Origin of the sequence: Segatella buccae ATCC 33574 (assembly GCF_000184945.1) — a bacterium.
Classification (GTDB): Bacteria; Bacteroidota; Bacteroidia; order Bacteroidales; family Bacteroidaceae; genus Prevotella; species Prevotella buccae.
In genome coordinates, this window is record NZ_GL586311.1 from 2,695,176 (window position 1) to 2,712,373 (window position 17,198).

At 48.1% G+C, this 17,198-nt stretch carries 16 protein-coding genes; 9 read left to right on the top strand and 7 right to left on the bottom strand.

What is annotated here, in order from left to right; translation table 11 throughout:
- Nucleotides 1–108: 108 nt before the first annotated feature.
- The 4 genes from HMPREF6485_RS10665 to HMPREF6485_RS10675 form a co-directional block, all read right to left on the bottom strand.
- Nucleotides 109–762 (bottom strand): CPBP family intramembrane glutamic endopeptidase, encoded by a 654-nt coding sequence (locus HMPREF6485_RS10665; RefSeq protein ID WP_004346482.1) that lies wholly within the window; start codon nucleotides 760–762, stop codon nucleotides 109–111.
- A 205-nt stretch (nucleotides 763–967) separates the two neighbouring features.
- Nucleotides 968–1,210: an ATP-binding protein gene (locus tag HMPREF6485_RS14455; protein ID WP_004346483.1), complete on the bottom strand. Its 243-nt coding sequence runs from the start codon at nucleotides 1,208–1,210 to the stop codon at nucleotides 968–970.
- 104 nt (nucleotides 1,211–1,314) lie between these two features.
- The gene (locus tag HMPREF6485_RS14460; RefSeq protein ID WP_082231327.1) at nucleotides 1,315–1,470 is read right to left on the bottom strand and encodes an ATP-binding protein; all 156 of its coding nucleotides are present in this window, start codon (nucleotides 1,468–1,470) and stop codon (nucleotides 1,315–1,317) included.
- On the bottom strand, nucleotides 1,463–1,729 hold the full coding sequence (locus tag HMPREF6485_RS10675) for an ATP-binding protein (RefSeq protein ID WP_004342710.1): 267 nt from the start codon (nucleotides 1,727–1,729) through the stop codon (nucleotides 1,463–1,465). Before HMPREF6485_RS10675 ends, HMPREF6485_RS14460 begins: the two co-directional genes overlap by 8 nt.
- 293 nt (nucleotides 1,730–2,022) lie before the next feature.
- Here HMPREF6485_RS10675 and HMPREF6485_RS10680 point away from each other — a divergent pair, with 293 nt between their 5' ends.
- From HMPREF6485_RS10680 to HMPREF6485_RS14190, 3 genes are all read left to right on the top strand, one after another.
- Nucleotides 2,023–2,763, top strand: coding sequence for a nucleotidyltransferase family protein (locus HMPREF6485_RS10680; protein ID WP_004346485.1), 741 nt, complete (start codon nucleotides 2,023–2,025; stop codon nucleotides 2,761–2,763).
- An 87-nt stretch (nucleotides 2,764–2,850) separates the two neighbouring features.
- Nucleotides 2,851–4,395: a glutamine-hydrolyzing GMP synthase gene (gene guaA, locus HMPREF6485_RS10685; protein WP_004346486.1), complete on the top strand. Its 1,545-nt coding sequence runs from the start codon at nucleotides 2,851–2,853 to the stop codon at nucleotides 4,393–4,395.
- Between the two features lie 57 nt (nucleotides 4,396–4,452).
- Nucleotides 4,453–4,593: a hypothetical protein gene (locus HMPREF6485_RS14190; RefSeq protein ID WP_004346487.1), complete on the top strand. Its 141-nt coding sequence runs from the start codon at nucleotides 4,453–4,455 to the stop codon at nucleotides 4,591–4,593.
- A gap of 626 nt (nucleotides 4,594–5,219) precedes the next feature.
- Here HMPREF6485_RS14190 and mscL read toward each other — a convergent pair.
- On the bottom strand, nucleotides 5,220–5,651 hold the full coding sequence (gene mscL, locus HMPREF6485_RS10690) for a large-conductance mechanosensitive channel protein MscL (RefSeq protein WP_004346488.1): 432 nt from the start codon (nucleotides 5,649–5,651) through the stop codon (nucleotides 5,220–5,222).
- A gap of 308 nt (nucleotides 5,652–5,959) precedes the next feature.
- On the opposite strand from mscL, the gene gap reads away from it, so the two are divergent.
- The 3 genes from gap to HMPREF6485_RS10705 all read left to right on the top strand — a co-directional run bounded on the left by gap (nucleotide 5,960) and on the right by HMPREF6485_RS10705 (nucleotide 9,093).
- Nucleotides 5,960–6,991, top strand: a complete 1,032-nt coding sequence (gap, locus tag HMPREF6485_RS10695) for a type I glyceraldehyde-3-phosphate dehydrogenase (RefSeq protein ID WP_004342717.1) — start codon at nucleotides 5,960–5,962, stop codon at nucleotides 6,989–6,991.
- A 182-nt stretch (nucleotides 6,992–7,173) separates the two neighbouring features.
- The gene (miaA, locus tag HMPREF6485_RS10700) at nucleotides 7,174–8,115 is read left to right on the top strand and encodes a tRNA (adenosine(37)-N6)-dimethylallyltransferase MiaA (protein WP_004346493.1); all 942 of its coding nucleotides are present in this window, start codon (nucleotides 7,174–7,176) and stop codon (nucleotides 8,113–8,115) included.
- A gap of 48 nt (nucleotides 8,116–8,163) precedes the next feature.
- Nucleotides 8,164–9,093 (top strand): diacylglycerol/lipid kinase family protein, encoded by a 930-nt coding sequence (locus HMPREF6485_RS10705; RefSeq protein ID WP_004342719.1) that lies wholly within the window; start codon nucleotides 8,164–8,166, stop codon nucleotides 9,091–9,093.
- 55 nt (nucleotides 9,094–9,148) lie between these two features.
- Here HMPREF6485_RS10705 and HMPREF6485_RS10710 read toward each other — a convergent pair whose 3' ends face one another.
- Nucleotides 9,149–9,853, bottom strand: coding sequence for a Crp/Fnr family transcriptional regulator (locus tag HMPREF6485_RS10710; RefSeq protein WP_004346494.1), 705 nt, complete (start codon nucleotides 9,851–9,853; stop codon nucleotides 9,149–9,151).
- Between the two features lie 248 nt (nucleotides 9,854–10,101).
- Here HMPREF6485_RS10710 and HMPREF6485_RS10715 point away from each other — a divergent pair, with 248 nt between their 5' ends.
- From HMPREF6485_RS10715 to HMPREF6485_RS10725, 3 genes are read left to right on the top strand one after another with little or no spacing between them, the layout of a single operon-like run.
- Nucleotides 10,102–12,048: a glycogen debranching enzyme N-terminal domain-containing protein gene (locus HMPREF6485_RS10715; RefSeq protein ID WP_004342721.1), complete on the top strand. Its 1,947-nt coding sequence runs from the start codon at nucleotides 10,102–10,104 to the stop codon at nucleotides 12,046–12,048.
- Between the two features lie 16 nt (nucleotides 12,049–12,064).
- Nucleotides 12,065–13,333 (top strand): glycosyltransferase family 4 protein, encoded by a 1,269-nt coding sequence (locus tag HMPREF6485_RS10720; RefSeq protein ID WP_004342722.1) that lies wholly within the window; start codon nucleotides 12,065–12,067, stop codon nucleotides 13,331–13,333.
- A 59-nt stretch (nucleotides 13,334–13,392) separates the two neighbouring features.
- The gene (locus HMPREF6485_RS10725; protein ID WP_004346497.1) at nucleotides 13,393–14,838 is read left to right on the top strand and encodes a glycoside hydrolase family 57 protein; all 1,446 of its coding nucleotides are present in this window, start codon (nucleotides 13,393–13,395) and stop codon (nucleotides 14,836–14,838) included.
- 580 nt (nucleotides 14,839–15,418) lie between these two features.
- On the opposite strand, the gene HMPREF6485_RS10730 is transcribed toward HMPREF6485_RS10725, so the two are convergent.
- A complete protein-coding gene (locus tag HMPREF6485_RS10730; RefSeq protein WP_004346500.1) occupies nucleotides 15,419–17,164 on the bottom strand; it encodes a pectate lyase family protein in 1,746 nt (581 codons plus the stop codon).
- Nucleotides 17,165–17,198: the final 34 nt, after the last annotated feature.

Below are 17,198 nucleotides of genomic sequence, written 5' to 3' on the forward strand. Positions count from 1 at the left end.
CGGACGTTCTTGTCGCTTCGCGCCAAGAACGTCCGCATCCGACACGGAGGCCAACTCTTACTATCACCCATTAAGAAATTGCACTTCTATCTTGAATGTTTACTTTTGCTAGAACCAAGCCGATGCGGCTAAAGATGTAGTATTAGCAACAATATGCAAGAGTGCGCAGATTAGTAACGTTGGTGTCTTATGGTATGAGTAACTGAAGATGATGCCCATTAAAAACGCGTAAATCACAGCCGTAACATTAGAAACCATCGAAGCCTCTGGGGCCAAGTTGCAATGGACTAATGAAAATAACAAAGAAGTAGCAACAATAGCCGTCTTAGGCGTGTACCTCGTTAATAATCCTCTAAGAAATACACCACGGAAAATAAACTCTTCTACAATAGGACCTGCCAATGTTATAGAGAGTAACATTAACGCCGTATAACTTTTTGGGTGTTCAGCACCCATATCACCTGCTCCTATAAAATACAAGATTGCTTTGTAGATAAGTTCTAACAGCAATATAGCTAAAAGAGGATATATTATGGCCTTTGCTGGGGGAAAAGGGGATGCTCTTAGTAATTTATGTCGTTTCTTCCAATTTACGCCGTAGAAGGCTATAGCAGTCAGTACAAACATAATTGCATACATCAATATATTAGATATTTCATTAGAGATGTCTGCAATTGCACATACAGCTATGCTAGATATGATTAAAAAGAGAATGACGCATTGATATATTCTATTGGGAAATATTCTAATATGGACGTTCATGTTATTCTGCTTTTTCTATGGCTTAATTATTATTTGCTCTTCTGTATGGTACCCTAACCTTTACAATCAAAGATAATCATTATTGGAAAATCCACTCGAAAATGGCCCGGTTGCCCCACGCAAAGTGAGCCACTCAAGTTACTGCGTTTTGGATATGTTAACATGTCCGTCATTCTTTCTGCTGTTCTGTTTTCCTACGCCAGTGTTAGTAATTGTTTTTTGCAAATATAAACATTATTTTTCGTCTAGCAAGTTTTTTAATTCTTTTTAGCTTGCATTTTCCTGAGAGACTCCCATATAATTCTATCCTGACAACCTGATATACGATTCTGTCCATCACGGCATCAGCCATGGTCTTGTCGACTATGGCATCATACAATTCCTTGGCAGGTATCTGTGAAGCAATAAGTGTAGATTTTCTCTCATGTCTGTCTTCAATGATGTCCATGAGATAGTTCCTTGCCTGCGTGTCAAAAGCTGGAGAGCGAAGTCATTGAGTATGAGCAGGTCCACGCGCTCTATTTTTTTAAAGTTCCCGTAGGATGATCCCCTTCATCTTGGCCATCCTGAGCTGTGCCATAAGTCTTGCCGTGTTGGCATACAGCACCTTGTATCCTTTCTGGCAGGCCCTGTACCCAAGGCTGTGGCCAGATAGCTCTTGCCAGCCCCCGTGCTTCCGGTGATGAACACGTTCCTCCCTTCATACATAAAATCCCAGCCCTGCCAGCCGCTGCATGAGATTGCAGTCAATCCCCCTTTCGGTACTGTAGTCTATGTGATCTACCGAGGCCTGATAGCGGAAGCCGGCCTGCCGGATGAGCCTCTCTATGGTACGGTTGCACCTGTCGTCCCACTCGCTGGTGACGAGCCATGGGACGAACTCCTCGGTCGTCATGCGGTCCGTAGTGAAGTATTCCCGTGAGGCCTTGAAAGCCGCGTGCGTCCCCAGCAGACGCATTTGCAGCATCCTGCCGAGGGGTTGTTCCTTGTTCCTTTAAGTTTATCAGTTGTAATAATCCTTCCCTATTATGTTCACGTGCCTTGGCATTGATTTCGGCACCGTCTCGTCCTCGGGGGTTGCGGTGAGGTCCTGTTTGGTTCTGAAACACCAAAGCAGGAGTTTTACAAATATTATTCGTAATATTGCACTTGCCGGTTGACGCTACGAGGCAGCATGTTTATGTTGAACGCTTATGAATCTCCCCATAAATTTTGTCATGTCGTGAAATTTGGCTATATTTGCACGCATTAAATTAGAAAATGATGCAAGCAATGATTTTCGCAGCAGGGCTGGGGACTCGCCTGAAACCGCTCACCGACACAATGCCCAAGGCATTGGTACGTGTGGGGGGCGAGCCATTACTCGGTCGTGTCATCTTTCGATTGAAAGAAGCGGGATTTAACCGGATAGTGGTCAATGTACATCATTTTGCCGATCAAGTCATTGACTATCTGAAAGGAAACGACAACTTTGGCCTTGACATTCATATCAGTGACGAGCGTGATGCGCTCCTTGACACCGGGGGAGGCATCAAGAAGGCTATGCCTTTTTTCGACACTTCCCAACCAATATTGATTCACAACGTAGACATATTAAGTAATGTGAATCTCGGGCAACTTTATGAGGAAGGAAAAAAAGGAGATGCCACCTTGCTTGTCAGTTCCCGTAGCACCAAGCGCTATCTGCTTTTCTCCAAAGACGAATCACGACTGTTGACCGGTTGGACCAATATTGAGACTCGGGAGGTCAAGAGCCCCTACCCTCGTCTGGAGCCTGCCTCGTGTGACATGTATGCTTTTAGCGGCATTCATGTCTTTTCCCCTTCCCTCTTCCCTTGCATGGATGAAATGCCGGCCAAATTTGGCATTGTCGATTTCTATCTGAAATGGTGTGACCGCTATGCCATCAGAGGCTATGTAAAAGAAGATTTAAAACTGATGGATGTAGGAAAACAAGAAACATTGCAAGAGGCGGAGGACTTTTTGCGACACATCAAATAGCATATTATCATCACCTCCCGACCGATTCTGCGCGAGACTGTCTCATCACAACGAGAACCGGAACGGAACATAAACTCTCTTATCATAATGCAACAAAAGATTATCATTCTCGACTTCGGTTCACAGACAACCCAGCTCATTGGTCGCCGTGTGCGCGAACTCGACACCTTTTGTGAGATTCTTCCTTACAACAAGTTCCCGAAGGACGACCCCGACGTGATAGGTGTCATTCTCAGTGGTTCGCCTTACAGTGTCCACGACCCGGAGGCATTCAAGACCGACCTCAGTCAGTTTGTCGGCAAATATCCCGTGCTGGGCATCTGCTACGGAGCACAGTTCATTTCCCACACCAATGGGGGAAAGGTGGAACAAACCGGCACACGCGAGTATGGCCGGGCCCACCTCCAGCAGTTTGACGGTGAGAATCCTCTTTTCAAAGGTTTTGAACCAAACTCACAAGTGTGGATGAGTCATGGCGATACGATTACCGCCATTCCGCAAGATTGCCATGTCATAGCCAGTACGGCAGATGTGAAATTTGCCGCTTACGCTTCAACAAAGCACCCACTTTGGGCCGTACAATTCCATCCCGAAGTGTATCACACCTCACAAGGCACACAGCTGCTGCGCAACTTTGTGGTGGACATCTGCGGGAGCCGGCAGGAATGGAGCGCAGCTTCGTTTGTAGAGAGCACCGTGGCAGAGCTCAAACGGCAGTTGGGCAACGACCGTGTGATTCTCGGACTTTCGGGCGGGGTAGACTCCAGCGTTTGTGCCACACTGCTGAACAAGGCTATCGGTAAAAACCTCACCTGCATTTTCGTTGACCACGGCATGTTGCGCAAGAACGAGTTCAAGAAGGTGATGGAAGCATACGAAGGCCTCGGACTCAATGTCGTCGGGGTAGATGCAAGCGACAAGTTCTTCAAAGACTTGGAAGGAGTGACAGATCCCGAGAAGAAACGCAAGATCATCGGTCGCGATTTCGTGGAAGTGTTCAATGCCGAGGCCAAGAAAATTACCGACGCCAAGTGGTTGGCCCAAGGCACCATCTACCCCGACCGCATCGAGAGCCTGAGCATCACCGGAATGGTCATCAAGAGTCATCACAACGTGGGAGGCCTGCCCAAGGAGATGCACTTGCAGCTTTGCGAACCCCTACAATGGCTCTTCAAAGACGAAGTGCGCCGTGTGGGCTACGAGCTCGGGATGCCCGAACGACTCATCAAGCGGCATCCGTTCCCCGGTCCCGGCCTTGCCGTGCGCATCCTTGGCGACATCACCCGTGAGAAAGTGCGCATTCTGCAAGATGCAGACGACATCTATATCGAGCACATGCACCATTACATCATGCCCGACGGCAGCTGCCTCTACGACCACGTCTGGCAAGCCGGCACTGTGCTGCTCTCCACCATCCGCTCTGTGGGCGTGATGGGCGATGAGCGCACCTACGAGCATCCCGTGGCTTTGCGTGCCGTGACTTCGCAAGATGCCATGACGGCCGACTGGGCCCATTTGCCATACGATTTCATGGCCAAGGTGAGCAATGAGATCATCAATAAGGTGAAGGGGGTCAACCGGGTATGCTATGACATTTCCTCTAAACCACCTTCAACCATTGAGTGGGAGTAAATCCCGGCTCTTTGGCGGGTCATCGTTGATTCATGTTTATGACTTAACCTTTGCGTTATGAATTTCGGACAACAACACGATGAAGGACGGAGGGAAGAGTTGATACGACAGATTGAGCATTCGGTGGCTCATCTGTCGCTTCCCGAACTGGAAGCCCTCTATTATGATATGCTGACGAAGGATTACATCCGGAAGTAAAGAGCCCCCCGGGCAGGGCCGGTGGGTCTTTCGGCCGGATAAATCGTTGTCAAACTATTTGTTCGGTTTCGGCCTCTCTGCTTGCGATATTTGCAACGGGCAGCTACTCGGGCGTAAATGAGCGAATTTTGGCGACACTTCCAAAACGCTGACAATCAGCTGTTTGAATTTTATTGACACGATTTTAAGTCCGAAAACGGGCTTAAGAAAGCCCAAACGAGCTTACAAAAGGGCCACAGTTGCGACGCAACTGTGGCCCTTTCGTTTGCTAACTGTAGCCCTTTTACAAGCTCGGAGAGCACGAATGGAAAAGTCGGCGGGCTTTTTCAGTGGTTCAAACCCGGTTTTCCGCTCTGGTTGGAGGATTTTGCCGGATGTGTTCCTGTCAATATTATTCGGCACTGTCCGGCCTCTTGCGGAACTTCCTTTCACCTGTTTCTGTTGGTGTGCGCCCCAGACATACCATTCTTTTTCTCCCGTCTAACAACAACTATCCCATTTTCCCGAATCGTTCAGGGAAGAGTGAAAAAGAAAGCATGCACCCGACCATGTCACAGTCGGATACATGCTTTTGTGGCATGGCTTCCCCTGCAAGTGAAGCACTCTGTCGGTTTCCGGCAGTCCGCTTATTGCTGCTTTTTCAGCAGGTCGCGGATTTCGGTAAGCAATTTTTCTTCAGCCGTGGGTTCCGGTGCGGGTGCTTCAGGAGCAGGTGTTTCCTCTTTCTTCTTGCGGGCCAGTTTGTTGATGCCCTTCACAAGCAAGAACACACAGAAGGCAATGATGGTGAAATCGATCAGTGTCTGGAGAAAATTACCGTAGTTGATGGTGGCAGCCGTCATGTTCTCCACACCGGGAATCTCCACCGCAGGCAATGTGAATTTCAAGTCGCTGAAGTTGACACCCCCGATGAGCCATCCGACGGGTGGCATGATGATGTCGTCTACTATGGAAGATACGATTTTGCCGAAAGCACCGCCAATGATCACACCGACAGCCATGTCTACGGCATTGCCTTTCACAGCAAATTCCTTGAACTCATTTAAAAATTTACTCATACTTTTATTGTGTTATTATTGTTGGAATCTTATAATTGTAACATCGGGGTGACACTCTCGCAAGTTTGTTTTTTCTGCCCCTTGGATATGGGAGAAAGAGTGTGTTTTTTATATAATTTAATACTCAATTCGGCTGCAAATATAGAAAATATTTTGTAACTTTGCGCTCAGACAAAGAAAAAATTGCTTGAAAGTGTCGCATTTTTATGTAGCAATAGGAATGAAGGCACGAAGAAGTGGCGCAACAGAATTGACAGGTATATCACAAAGGCAAATATTATTTTAACCCTTAAAATAAACAAATAGAAATGATTAAAATTGGTATTAACGGTTTCGGTCGTATCGGCCGTTTCGTTTTCCGCTCAACTGTTGAGGCTGAGAATGCAAAGGATGTGCAGGTAGTGGCTATCAATGACCTCTGCCCGGTAGACTACATGGCTTACATGCTGAAGTATGACACCATGCACGGCCAGTTCAACGGCACTATCGAGGCTGACGTTGAGAAGAGCGAGCTGATCGTGAACGGAAACCACATCCGCGTTACGGCAGAGCGTGATCCCGAGAATCTGAAGTGGGACGAGGTTGGTGCAGAGTATGTGGTTGAGTCTACAGGTCTGTTCCTCGCTATGGACAAGGCTGAAAAGCACCTCAAGGCCGGTGCCAAGTACGTTGTTCTTTCCGCTCCTTCCAAAGCCGGTGAAGACGGTCGTCAGGCTGACATGTTCGTGTGCGGCGTTAACACCGACAAGTATGCCGGCCAGAAGGTTGTTTCCAACGCTTCTTGCACAACCAACTGCTTGGCTCCCATCGCTAAGGTGCTGAACGACAACTTCGGCATCGAGAACGGTCTGATGACAACCGTACACTCTACTACAGCCACACAGAAGACCGTTGACGGTCCTTCGATGAAAGACTGGCGTGGTGGCCGTGCCGCTTCCGGCAACATCATTCCTTCTTCCACCGGTGCTGCCAAGGCTGTGGGTAAGGTTATCCCCGAGCTGAACGGCAAACTGACAGGTATCTCCATGCGCGTTCCTACTTTGGACGTTTCTGTGGTTGACCTGACCGTTAACCTGAAGAAGGCCGCTTCCAAGGAGGCTATCTGCAATGCCATGAAGGCTGCTGCCGAAGGCGAACTGAAAGGCATTCTGGGCTACACCGAAGATGCCGTTGTTTCTTCCGACTTCTTGGGTTGCCCGTTGACATCCATCTTCGATGCCAATGCCGGTGTTTACCTCACAGACAACTTCGTGAAGGTTGTTTCTTGGTATGACAACGAAATCGGTTACAGCCACAAGGTGGTTGACCTGATCAAGGTGATGAAGAAGTACAACGGTTAATCTCCGCACTTTAATTACCGAAATACAAGTCGCCCGACATTGTCGGGCGGCTTTTTTCGTTTAATTGTTTTGTCGTTTGACCGAATTATATTATTTTTGTTGCCGTGTTCGCGACATTGCAGTATTTCCAGAGAAAGAAAAAGTCGGGAACGCGGCATATAGAAGATGACATGGAGAACTGAATGGTGAAAAGACTGATCACGATATTGGGCCCTACGGCCAGTGGCAAGACAAGTCTTGCGGCGGCTTTGGCTGCAGAGACAGATGCTGAGATCATCAGTGCCGACTCGCGTCAGGTCTATCGTGGGATGACCATCGGCACGGGAAAGGATCTGGCCGACTATATTATCGACGGCCGGCAGATACCCTATCACCTTATAGATATATGCGAGCCCGGGACGAAATATAACCTCTTTCAATATCAGCAAGACTTCTATGACGCCTATCTTGACATCACGGGCAGAGGCGTGCAGCCCATCCTCTGCGGTGGCACGGGACTTTACATAGAATCGGTGTTGAAAGGCTATAGGCTTTCCCCCGTGCCCCAAAATCAGACACTGCGTGATGCACTGGCCCCAAAATCGCTCGATGAGCTGACACGCATGTTGGAAGACTTGAAAACGAAGGCGGGAACCAAGATGCACAACCGTACGGATGTCGACACGGCGCAGCGGGCCATCAGGGCCATCGAGATAGAAACCTACAATCTGGAGCATCCCATGCCGGAACGGGAGCTGCCGGCTGTTGACTCGTTGATTATCGGCGTAGCCATCGACCGCGATGCGCGTAGGGAAAAAATAAGCCGAAGGCTGAAAGCCAGACTCGACGAAGGGATGGCAAATGAAGTCAGAGGGCTGCTCCAGAGGGGGATACCGGCCGAGGACTTGATTTATTATGGACTGGAGTATAAATTCGTCACGGAGTATGTGACGGGCCACATCACTTACAACGAGATGTTCAGAGACTTGGAAATAGCCATTCACCAGTTTGCCAAACGGCAGATGACCTGGTTTCGGGGAATGGAGCGGCGGGGCTTCACCATCCATTGGATTGACGCACTGCTGCCCATGCCCGAGAAGGTGGCACAATGCAAGCAGCTCATGAAGAATAGTAATATGCAATGAATTGTAGATAAACTTCTCCTATGATGGAGAAGACAGGAAGATATTTTTATGGTAGATGAGAACAAATGGGGCATTCTCTATTGCCCGAAAGGCGGATGGAGAAACGGAAAGCGTTGGGAGAAGATAGAAAGGGCTCTCAAGCAGTATCATGTGGACTATGACTTTGTCCAGAGTGAAAACACCGGAAGTGTGGAACGGTTGGTGCGAATGCTCATCAACAACGGCTACAAGACTATCGTCATCGTCGGTGGAGACTCGGCATTGAATGATGCCGTAAACTGTCTGATGCAACTGGACCGGCAGGCCCGGGACGAGATCTCTCTGGGGGTCATTCCCAATGGCGTGATGAACGACTTTGCCCATTTCTGGGGCTTCAGGGAGAATGAGTATGAGCAGACCATCGGCTGGCTTAAAGAGCGTCGCGTGCGTAAGATTGATTTGGGCTGCATTCGCTACACGAATAAAAACGGCGAGCGCTGTCACCGTTATTTCCTCAACTGCATCAATATCGGATTGATAGCTGCCATCATGAATCTCCGGCGGAAAACCCGCCATCTTCTCGGTTCACGCACATTATCGTTCATCTCTTCTTTCATCCTCCTCATATTCCAGCGCATGGACTATAAAATGCATCTCAAGATCAATAGCGACGAGGTGAAGCGCAAAGTGATGACTGTATGCATAGGCAATGCCAACGGCTATGGACAGACACCGAATGCCGTACCCTACAACGGTCTGCTTGATGTGTCGGTCGTCTATCATCCGGAAATCACCCAGCTGTTTGAAGGCATCTATCTGTTTGTCAAAGGAAAATTCCTCAACCATCGTAGTGTGCACCCCTATCGCACCCGTGAGGTGATTGTCAAAGAGGCATCACATGCACTGGTGGGCATTGACGGGCGACTGATGAAGACTCCCGTTGGCGCTTACGCCATCTCGGTGGAACAAGAAGTTGTCAATTTTCTCATTCCGGTGTGAAGTTGATGCAGGTTCTTTATCAATGAAAGAGAGAGAGACAGAACTGCAAGGGGCGTTATCCCATTTTAGAAATCTTTTTCAGTTCGTCATCAGCGATGAACTTAATTTTCCGCCCGTCTATGGCAATAAGCTTTTCATTGGCAAAGGCTGAAAGCGTGCGGATAGCGTTGCTAGTGGTCATATTCGACAAACTGGCCAAATCTTCCCGGCTCAGGTAAATGCTAAGTGTGTAGCCATCTTCTTCCAGTCCATAACTATCTTTGAGAAACAAGAGGGCCTCTGCCAGCCGACCGCGAATGTGCTTTTGGGTGAGATTGACAGTGCGGTCGTCCGAGCGTCCCAATTCCACACTGAGATATCTGATGAAGAATTTGGCAATCTCAAAATTAGCAGTCATCAACTCTATCAGTACATTGATGGGAAAAAAGGCTATTACGCAATTTTCAAAAGCCATAGCAGCTGTCTTGTAATCCTCACCGGCAAAGTAGGCCCTGAATCCGAAAAACTCGACAGGTTTGATAACCCTTACAATCTGGTTACGCCCCCCTACTCCATCCTTGTAAATTTTCACTTTGCCTTGGATGAGGCACATGGCTTTGGTCGGGCTCTCAAATTCTTTATAGATGATTTCGTTCTTCTTGAAATGCTGCACAGAAAGATTTTTGAGGAGTAAAGCGTAGTGCTCTTCGCGGAGGTTTTCCCACAACGAAGTGATACTTTTTGCTATCTTTTCCTTGTCTAAATCAACCTTATTTACCATTATCTGTTTTGAAACTTTTCCTACTCTGTTGCAAAATTACATCTTTTTTTTCAATTTATTATTTTTCTTGACTATTTTTGTTTTATAGAGCATGAATTGTTACTCTTTTTTCAAAAACAAAACCTTTTATTTTGTTGTAAGACATATTTTTCTTATCTTTGGTGAAGAATGGGGAGGTTGCGAGAATACAAGCCGACTCGTCTTTCAATCAACAAAGCGTGTAAATAACTAAACCTTAATACAGATCTATGAGTTATATAAGATTTGAAAGAGCTCTGATGACCAATCTACAAGAGTCATTGTCAAAAGAGTTGCTTCGTACGAATCGTTCGGGGGCCTACTCTTGTTCGACGATTGTAGACTGCAATACGCGTAAGTATCATGGTCTGCTGGTTGTTCCGGTTCCGGAACTTGACGACGAAAACCATGTGCTGCTTAGTTCGCTTGACGTTACGGTCATTCAGCATGGTGCCGAGTTCAATCTCGGCTTGCATAAGTATCAGGGCAATAACTACAGCCCTAATGGTCATAAGTATATTCGGGAATTTGATTGCGACAAGGTTCCAACCACACTTTATCGTGTTGGTGGAGTCGTGTTGAAGAAAGAGGTGGTCTTCCAGCACTATGAAGACCGTATCCTCATTCGCTACACGCTTGAGGATGCCCATTCCGACACGACTCTCCGCTTCCGTCCGTTCCTTGCCTTTCGCAGTGTACGCCAGTTCACGCACGAGAACTCCACGGCAAGCAGGGAATACAACCTCGTGGACAATGGCATCAGCACATGTATGTATGCCGGTTATCCTAATCTTTTCATGCAGTTCTCCAAGAAAAATGAGTTTGTATTTCTGCCCGACTGGTATCGCGGTGTGGAATACCCCAAAGAACAAGAAAGAGGCTATGCTTCCAATGAAGACCTTTATGTGCCGGGGTATTTCGAGATGAAAATAAAGAAAGGAGAGAGCATCGTGTTTGCAGCATCCACTTCGGAAATGAAAACGCGTGGCTTGAAAACCCTTTTTGAAAAAGAAGTGGAGGAGCGTAACCCACGAGACAATTTCTTCCATTGTCTGGTGAATGCCGCCCATCAATTTCATAATCGATTGAAGAATGACGAAAGATATATCCTTGCCGGTTACCCTTGGTTCAAGTGCCGTGCCAGAGACACGTTCATCTCACTTCCCGGCCTGACACTGTCGATAGAGGAAGAATCCTATTTTGAATTGGTGATGAAGACGGCAGAACGAGGTCTCCGGGAATTTATGGAGGGAAAGCCCTCGACGGTGAAGATGACCGAAATAGAACAGCCAGATGTGCCTTTGTGGTGCATCTGGGCCATTCAGCAGTATGCCAAAGAGGCGGGCAGCGAGCGTTGCCGGAAACTTTATGGCAAACTGGTATTTGACATCGTGGAATACATCATGGCCGGCAAGCATCCTAACCTCACATTGGAAGAGAATGCCCTGTTGCACACCGAGGGCCGTGATAAGGCCGTCACTTGGATGAATTCTACTGCCAATGGCAAACCGGTTGTCCCGCGCACCGGATTTATCGTCGAGTTCAATGCCCTTTGGTACAATGCTTTGAAGTTTGCTGCAGCCATTGCCGGAGACGATGGATTGAGCGAAATGGCTGTCCGGTTTGAAGAACTTGCAGGCAGAGTGAAGATATCTTTCCTCGACACATTCCTCAACGAATATGGCTATCTTTACGACTATGTGGATGGTAACATGATAGATTGGAGTGTGCGGCCGAACATGATATTCCCTGTGGCATTCGACTATTCGCCCCTTTCGCAAGATCAGAAAAAAGCCGTGCTTGACATTTGCACACGTGAATTGCTGACGCCAAAGGGACTACGTTCGCTTTCTCCGAAGAGCGGTGGTTACAATCCGATCTATGTGGGGTCACAAAATCAGCGAGACTATGCCTATCATCAAGGAACAGCATGGCCGTGGCTGAGTGGATTCTACATGGAGGCCTGCCTGAAACTTTACAAGCGTACTCGTCTTAGCTTTATCGAACGCCAGATGGTGGGATTTGAGGACGAGATGTCCTGCCATTGCCTTGGGACAATCAGCGAGCTTTTTGATGGCAACCCTCCATTCCAGGGGCGTGGAGCAATCTCGTTTGCCATGAATGTCGGCGAAATTCTCCGCACGTTGGAACTTTTGGAAAAGTATCAATATCAATAAAAGGGAGGAGGTGACTATGAAAGTTTTAATGTTTGGATGGGAGTATCCTCCTCACGTGTTCGGTGGGTTGGCCACTGCTAACTACGGTATAACCGAGGGGCTTCATGCCCAAGGCGATGTCGATATTACACTCTGTCTGCCACATCCGTTTGGCGATGAAGACCGCTCGGCGGCAAGAATTATTGCCATGAACGGTGTGCCCATCGTATGGCGGGATGTTGCTCATGATTACGTGCAAAGCAGAATAGGCAACATCATGCCTCCTGACGATTACTATCGTTTCCGCGACCACATCTATGCCGATTTCAATTATATGCATGTCAATGATTTGGGATGCATGGAGTTTGCTGGTGGTTATCCGGCCAATTTGCATGATGAGATAAACAACTATTCTGTGATAGCCGGCGTTATCGCACGGACGGAAGAGTTTGACATCATCCATGCACACGACTGGCTGACCTATCCTGCCGGCATCCATGCCAAGCAGGTTTCAGGCAAACCACTTTGCATCCATGTCCATGCCACCGACTTCGACCGCAGCCGTGGGCATGTCAATCCTACCGTCTATTCGATAGAGAAAGACGGTATGGACAATGCCGATTGCATCATGTGTGTGTCTGAACTGACGCGCCAAACCGTCATCAATCAGTATCATCAAGACCCGCGCAAATGTTTCACGGTGCATAATGCCGTCTATCCTCTCCGGCAAGAACTCCAAGATATTCCCCGTCCCGACCACACTGGCAGGGAAAAGGTGGTTACTTTCCTTGGCCGTTTAACGATGCAGAAAGGACCGGAATATTTTGTCGAAGCAGCCAACATGGTACTCCATCGCACTCGTAATGTCCGCTTCTGTATGGCCGGTTCGGGCGATATGATGGACCAGATGATAGAGCTGGCTGCCATCCGGGGCATTGCCGACCGTTTCCACTTCCCCGGCTTCATGCGGGGCAAAGAGGTGTATGAGTGCCTGAAAGACTCCGATGTGTATGTGATGCCTTCGGTCAGTGAACCCTTCGGCATCTCGCCATTGGAGGCAATGCAGTGCGGAACGCCGACCATCATATCCAAGCAGAGCGGTTGTGCCGAGATTCTCGACAACTGTTTCAAGATAGATTATTGGGATATCCATGCTCTGGCAGATGCCATTTACAGCATTTGCCACAATGAGAGCCTTTTCAAATATTTGCAAGAGGAGGGCAAACATGAGGTTGACCAAATCACCTGGGAGAAAGTGGGACTTTGGATTCGTGAACTCTACGAGCGCACCCTCGGGTGGAAATAGTCTTTCCTGCTCTCTGAACTTTTTCATTCAATTAAAACTTACCTAACGAATTACACAAGATGAAAACAATTTGTTTATATTTCGAGATACACCAGATAATCCATCTGAAGAGATACCGTTTTTTCGATATCGGCACCGATCACTACTATTATGATGATTATGAGAACGAACGCGCCATCACAGACATTGCCGAGCGTTCTTATATGCCGGCCCTGAATGCCTTGCAAGAGATGATCAATGCCAACGGCAAATATTTCAAAGTGGCTTTCTCCATCTCCGGTGTAGGCATGGAACAGTTGGAGTTCCATGCCCCTCAAGTGCTGACCAAATTGCAAGAACTTAACAGCACCGGATGTGTAGAGTTTCTTGCAGAGCCCTATTCCCACGGTCTGTCCTCTCTCGTCAATGAAGCTGATTTCGAGGCAGAGGTGAAAAGACAAAGTGCCAAGATTAAAGAGTACTTCGGACAGGAACCGAAAGTGCTTCGCAATTCGTCGCTCATTTACAGTGATGACATCGGCCTGCTGGTTTCCCATTTGGGATTTAAGGGGATGCTCACGGAAGGTGCAAAGCATGTATTGGGGTGGAAGAGCCCCCACTACATCTATAACTGCGCCATGGCTCCCAATCTCAAGCTCCTGCTTCGCGACATCACCTTAAGCGATGATATATCCTTGCGTTTCAACAACAGCGATTGGCCTGGCTATCCGCTTTTTGCCGACACCTATATGGATAGGATTGCAGCTTTTCCGGAAGAAGAGCAGGTAATAAATATCTTTATGGAACTTTCCGCTTTAGGCATAGCCCAACCGTTGTCAAGCAATATCCTCGAATTCCTTAAAGCCTTGCCAACCTGCGCAAAAGCACGGGGTATAACATTCTCTACACCTACGGAACTCTGCATGAAGATTAAGGCTATAGACACGCTCAACGTCCCGGACACATTGAGTTGGGTAGATGAAGAGCGCGACGTAAGCTCATGGTTGGGCAATCCTATGCAGCGCGAGGCTTTTAACAAGCTCTATAGTGTGGCCGACCGTGTGCGCATCGCCAATGACCCTCGTATCAATCAAGACTGGGACTATCTGCAGGCGAGCAACAATTTCCGTTTCATGACCACTAAGCCAAGTAACGTTGGTATCGATCGTGGCATCTACAGTAGTCCTTTTGATGCTTTCACCAACTATATGAACATCTTGGGGGACTTCATCAACCGTGTCAACAACCTCTATCCTGAAGAAATAGACAACGATCAGTTGGAAGGTCTTCTCACCACTATCAAGAATCAAGGGGACGAGATCGAGATGAAGGATAAGGAGATAAGCCGCCTGCAAGCCAAGATTGAAAAGATTGAGGCGGAAAGCGACAAACTTCGCGAAGCATGTGAAGGAAAGAAAGCAGAGGCCAAAGCAGCCAAGAAACCTACGGCTAAAAAGGCTGCCACCGGTAAATCGTCTTCAGCCATAAAGGCTACAACGAAAAAAGCCGAATCCACAGAAAAGTAACAACCGGCGTTGCTTACGAGTTATAAAGCTACAGAAACGGCACCGTATAGTTCTACGGTACCGTTTTTGTTGCTTTTGGTTTGCCCTAATTGTTGTTTGGCAAGAAGACCTCCGAATAAAATGATTGTTAAGTTATTTATTCATTTTCGGCCTCTCAGATTACGCTATTCGCAACAAACAACCCACTCGGCTGCAAACAAGCGATTTTGGTGGCATTTCCAAAACGCTGACAATCAGTTGTTTGAATTTTATTGACACGATTTAAGGCCGGGAAAGGGGGCTTAAAAGGCCCAAACAGGCTTACAAAAGGGCCACGGTTGCAATACAACTGTGGCCCTTCCAGCTTTCAACTGTGGCTCTTTTGTAAATTCGGAGAACCTGAATGAGAAAATCAGCGGGCTTTTCCCGTGGTTTAAAGCCGGTTTTTTATCCTGGTTGGAGAATTTCTTCGGATACTTTTTTGTCAAAATTATCCACCACAGCCCAACTTCCCGCGGAGATACCTTTCACCGCTTTTTGTTGGTGCATACCCAATACCTACACTCACCTCCCTATCAAATAGCGACCGTTACTTTATTTTCTATCTCATCACTATTTTCATGACCTTCACATTTCCATCCCTCATTGTTTGTCTTACAATATTGATTCCCTTTTGCGGAATGGGGCGTTCAATACCGTCGATAGAGTAAAAGCGGGGTGATGTGACCTCCATAAAAGTAGTCCTGTTATTGTCTATTCCGGTGTCATCATCTTTCTTTTTGGGCACCACCTCGCCCTTGATGCCGGTTTCTGCTTCCTGTTGCCCTTCGAGCATCATGCCTCCTTTAAGCTGTGCTGTCGTGATGTCGGCAACCACACTGTTAGCGTAGTTTTCGATGTTGGCGTAGCCATTAGCTGCCAACATTGCAGCATCGTCAATGGTGGAATCACATCCATTGGCCGTTTCCCATTCATCGGGCATGCCGTCCCCATCGGTATCTGTCGGTGACAAACCTTGTTGGAGTGTCGGCCAAGGAGTCCAGTCTTCTCCGGCATCAGTCGGTTTCATGTCATTTTGGCTGTTGATGATGCCCGGTGTTTTTCCATTGCCTTTTCCCGTATAAGTCGCAGTCCCGTTTCTGACATCGTCTGCCAACAGACGGTCTACCGCATCGCGGTGAAGAGAGGCACCGGCGTATGCCAACACCTTGTCGTATGCCTCGTATGCTGTCTCCGTGGTGACGGGATAGAAGGCAAGAGGCGTCGTGGAACATATCGTGTCTTTCGTTCTCTGGGTGTAAGTATTGTCTACCTTGCTGTTGTCTATCTGGTTATAGATGCCATACGTCCAGTTGTCCTTGGTCACATCTGCATGAACAGAATTAACATTCCCCCGCACATAGAAATTGCCCCACACATGCCACATCTTGTCCCATTCGTTTGGGGTTCCCGTACCATGATGTGTATATGCCGTTGTCCTGATACCTATTCCCGCGATGCGTCGTTGGATGAGCGCGCTGCGTTTCAGTGTGGCAGGCCCCGCCTTGTAGTAGTTGTTGACGATGTTCACATTCATGCCCTCTCCGCCGTAACATCCGTTTCCGGCCCAGTTGTAGAACACATTGTTTCGCAAATCCATCCGCTCGTCAGTCTGTGTGCTCTGTCTAGGCCCGAGGCGAGGCACACGGCTTTCATGGTGGGCAAGCAGATTATGGTGATAAGTAGCTCCACTTCCTCCCCAGTTACCCCCGTAACCGTGGGCCCCTTTCGAGTGGCCTGCATTTTTAAGACTCTGTCCCACAAGGCACCACTGCACCGTAAGATTCTTGCTGCCGTAAACCGACAGGCATTCGTCGATGCTCCAACTCACCGAACAGTGGTCGACCATCACATCGTGTAAATCCATACCCCCCAATCCGTCTCCTTCGTGATGGGCCACCTGTCGGTTGCCCAACCGGAAACGCAGATAGCGAGTGATGGTGTTGCTGTTCAGCGTCACCGGATAGTCGGCAATGCAAATCCCGTCTCCCGGTGCCGTTTGTCCTTCTATCGTGGTGTTTTCATTGATTTTCAAAGCTGATTTCAAAAAGATAGTTCCCGAAACATCAAATACGATGATACGCGGGCCCGCTTGGGCATTGGCCCAACGCAGAGAACCTTTAAGAGAGGTTTTGCCATTGTCTTCAAGGGTTGTGACGTGATAAACTTTTCCACCGCGTCCACCGGTGGTATACATGCCGAATCCTTCTGCACCCGGGAAGGCCGGGAGTGTCTGGCCCTTTGCCGTGTAGGCAGTGCCAAGCGTGCCGACGAGCATGGCCGATAAGATGATTTTGCTGAGATTCATTGTTTTAGCTCTTTGAAATTTGTTTGTTGTCGCA

Bases quoted from the DNA above. Each gene is read 5' to 3' on its own strand.
- HMPREF6485_RS10665 (WP_004346482.1), bottom strand. From the start codon at position 762: ATGAACGTCCATATTAGAATATTTCCCAATAGAATATATCAATGCGTC.
- HMPREF6485_RS14455 (WP_004346483.1), bottom strand. From the start codon at position 1,210: ATGGACATCATTGAAGACAGACATGAGAGAAAATCTACACTTATTGCT.
- HMPREF6485_RS14460 (WP_082231327.1), bottom strand. From the start codon at position 1,470: ATGTATGAAGGGAGGAACGTGTTCATCACCGGAAGCACGGGGGCTGGC.
- HMPREF6485_RS10675 (WP_004342710.1), bottom strand. From the start codon at position 1,729: ATGCTGCAAATGCGTCTGCTGGGGACGCACGCGGCTTTCAAGGCCTCA.
- HMPREF6485_RS10680 (WP_004346485.1), top strand. From the start codon at position 2,023: ATGATGCAAGCAATGATTTTCGCAGCAGGGCTGGGGACTCGCCTGAAA.
- guaA (WP_004346486.1), top strand. From the start codon at position 2,851: ATGCAACAAAAGATTATCATTCTCGACTTCGGTTCACAGACAACCCAG.
- HMPREF6485_RS14190 (WP_004346487.1), top strand. From the start codon at position 4,453: ATGAATTTCGGACAACAACACGATGAAGGACGGAGGGAAGAGTTGATA.
- mscL (WP_004346488.1), bottom strand. From the start codon at position 5,651: ATGAGTAAATTTTTAAATGAGTTCAAGGAATTTGCTGTGAAAGGCAAT.
- gap (WP_004342717.1), top strand. From the start codon at position 5,960: ATGATTAAAATTGGTATTAACGGTTTCGGTCGTATCGGCCGTTTCGTT.
- miaA (WP_004346493.1), top strand. From the start codon at position 7,174: ATGGTGAAAAGACTGATCACGATATTGGGCCCTACGGCCAGTGGCAAG.
- HMPREF6485_RS10705 (WP_004342719.1), top strand. From the start codon at position 8,164: ATGGTAGATGAGAACAAATGGGGCATTCTCTATTGCCCGAAAGGCGGA.
- HMPREF6485_RS10710 (WP_004346494.1), bottom strand. From the start codon at position 9,853: ATGGTAAATAAGGTTGATTTAGACAAGGAAAAGATAGCAAAAAGTATC.
- HMPREF6485_RS10715 (WP_004342721.1), top strand. From the start codon at position 10,102: ATGAGTTATATAAGATTTGAAAGAGCTCTGATGACCAATCTACAAGAG.
- HMPREF6485_RS10720 (WP_004342722.1), top strand. From the start codon at position 12,065: ATGAAAGTTTTAATGTTTGGATGGGAGTATCCTCCTCACGTGTTCGGT.
- HMPREF6485_RS10725 (WP_004346497.1), top strand. From the start codon at position 13,393: ATGAAAACAATTTGTTTATATTTCGAGATACACCAGATAATCCATCTG.
- HMPREF6485_RS10730 (WP_004346500.1), bottom strand. From the start codon at position 17,164: ATGAATCTCAGCAAAATCATCTTATCGGCCATGCTCGTCGGCACGCTT.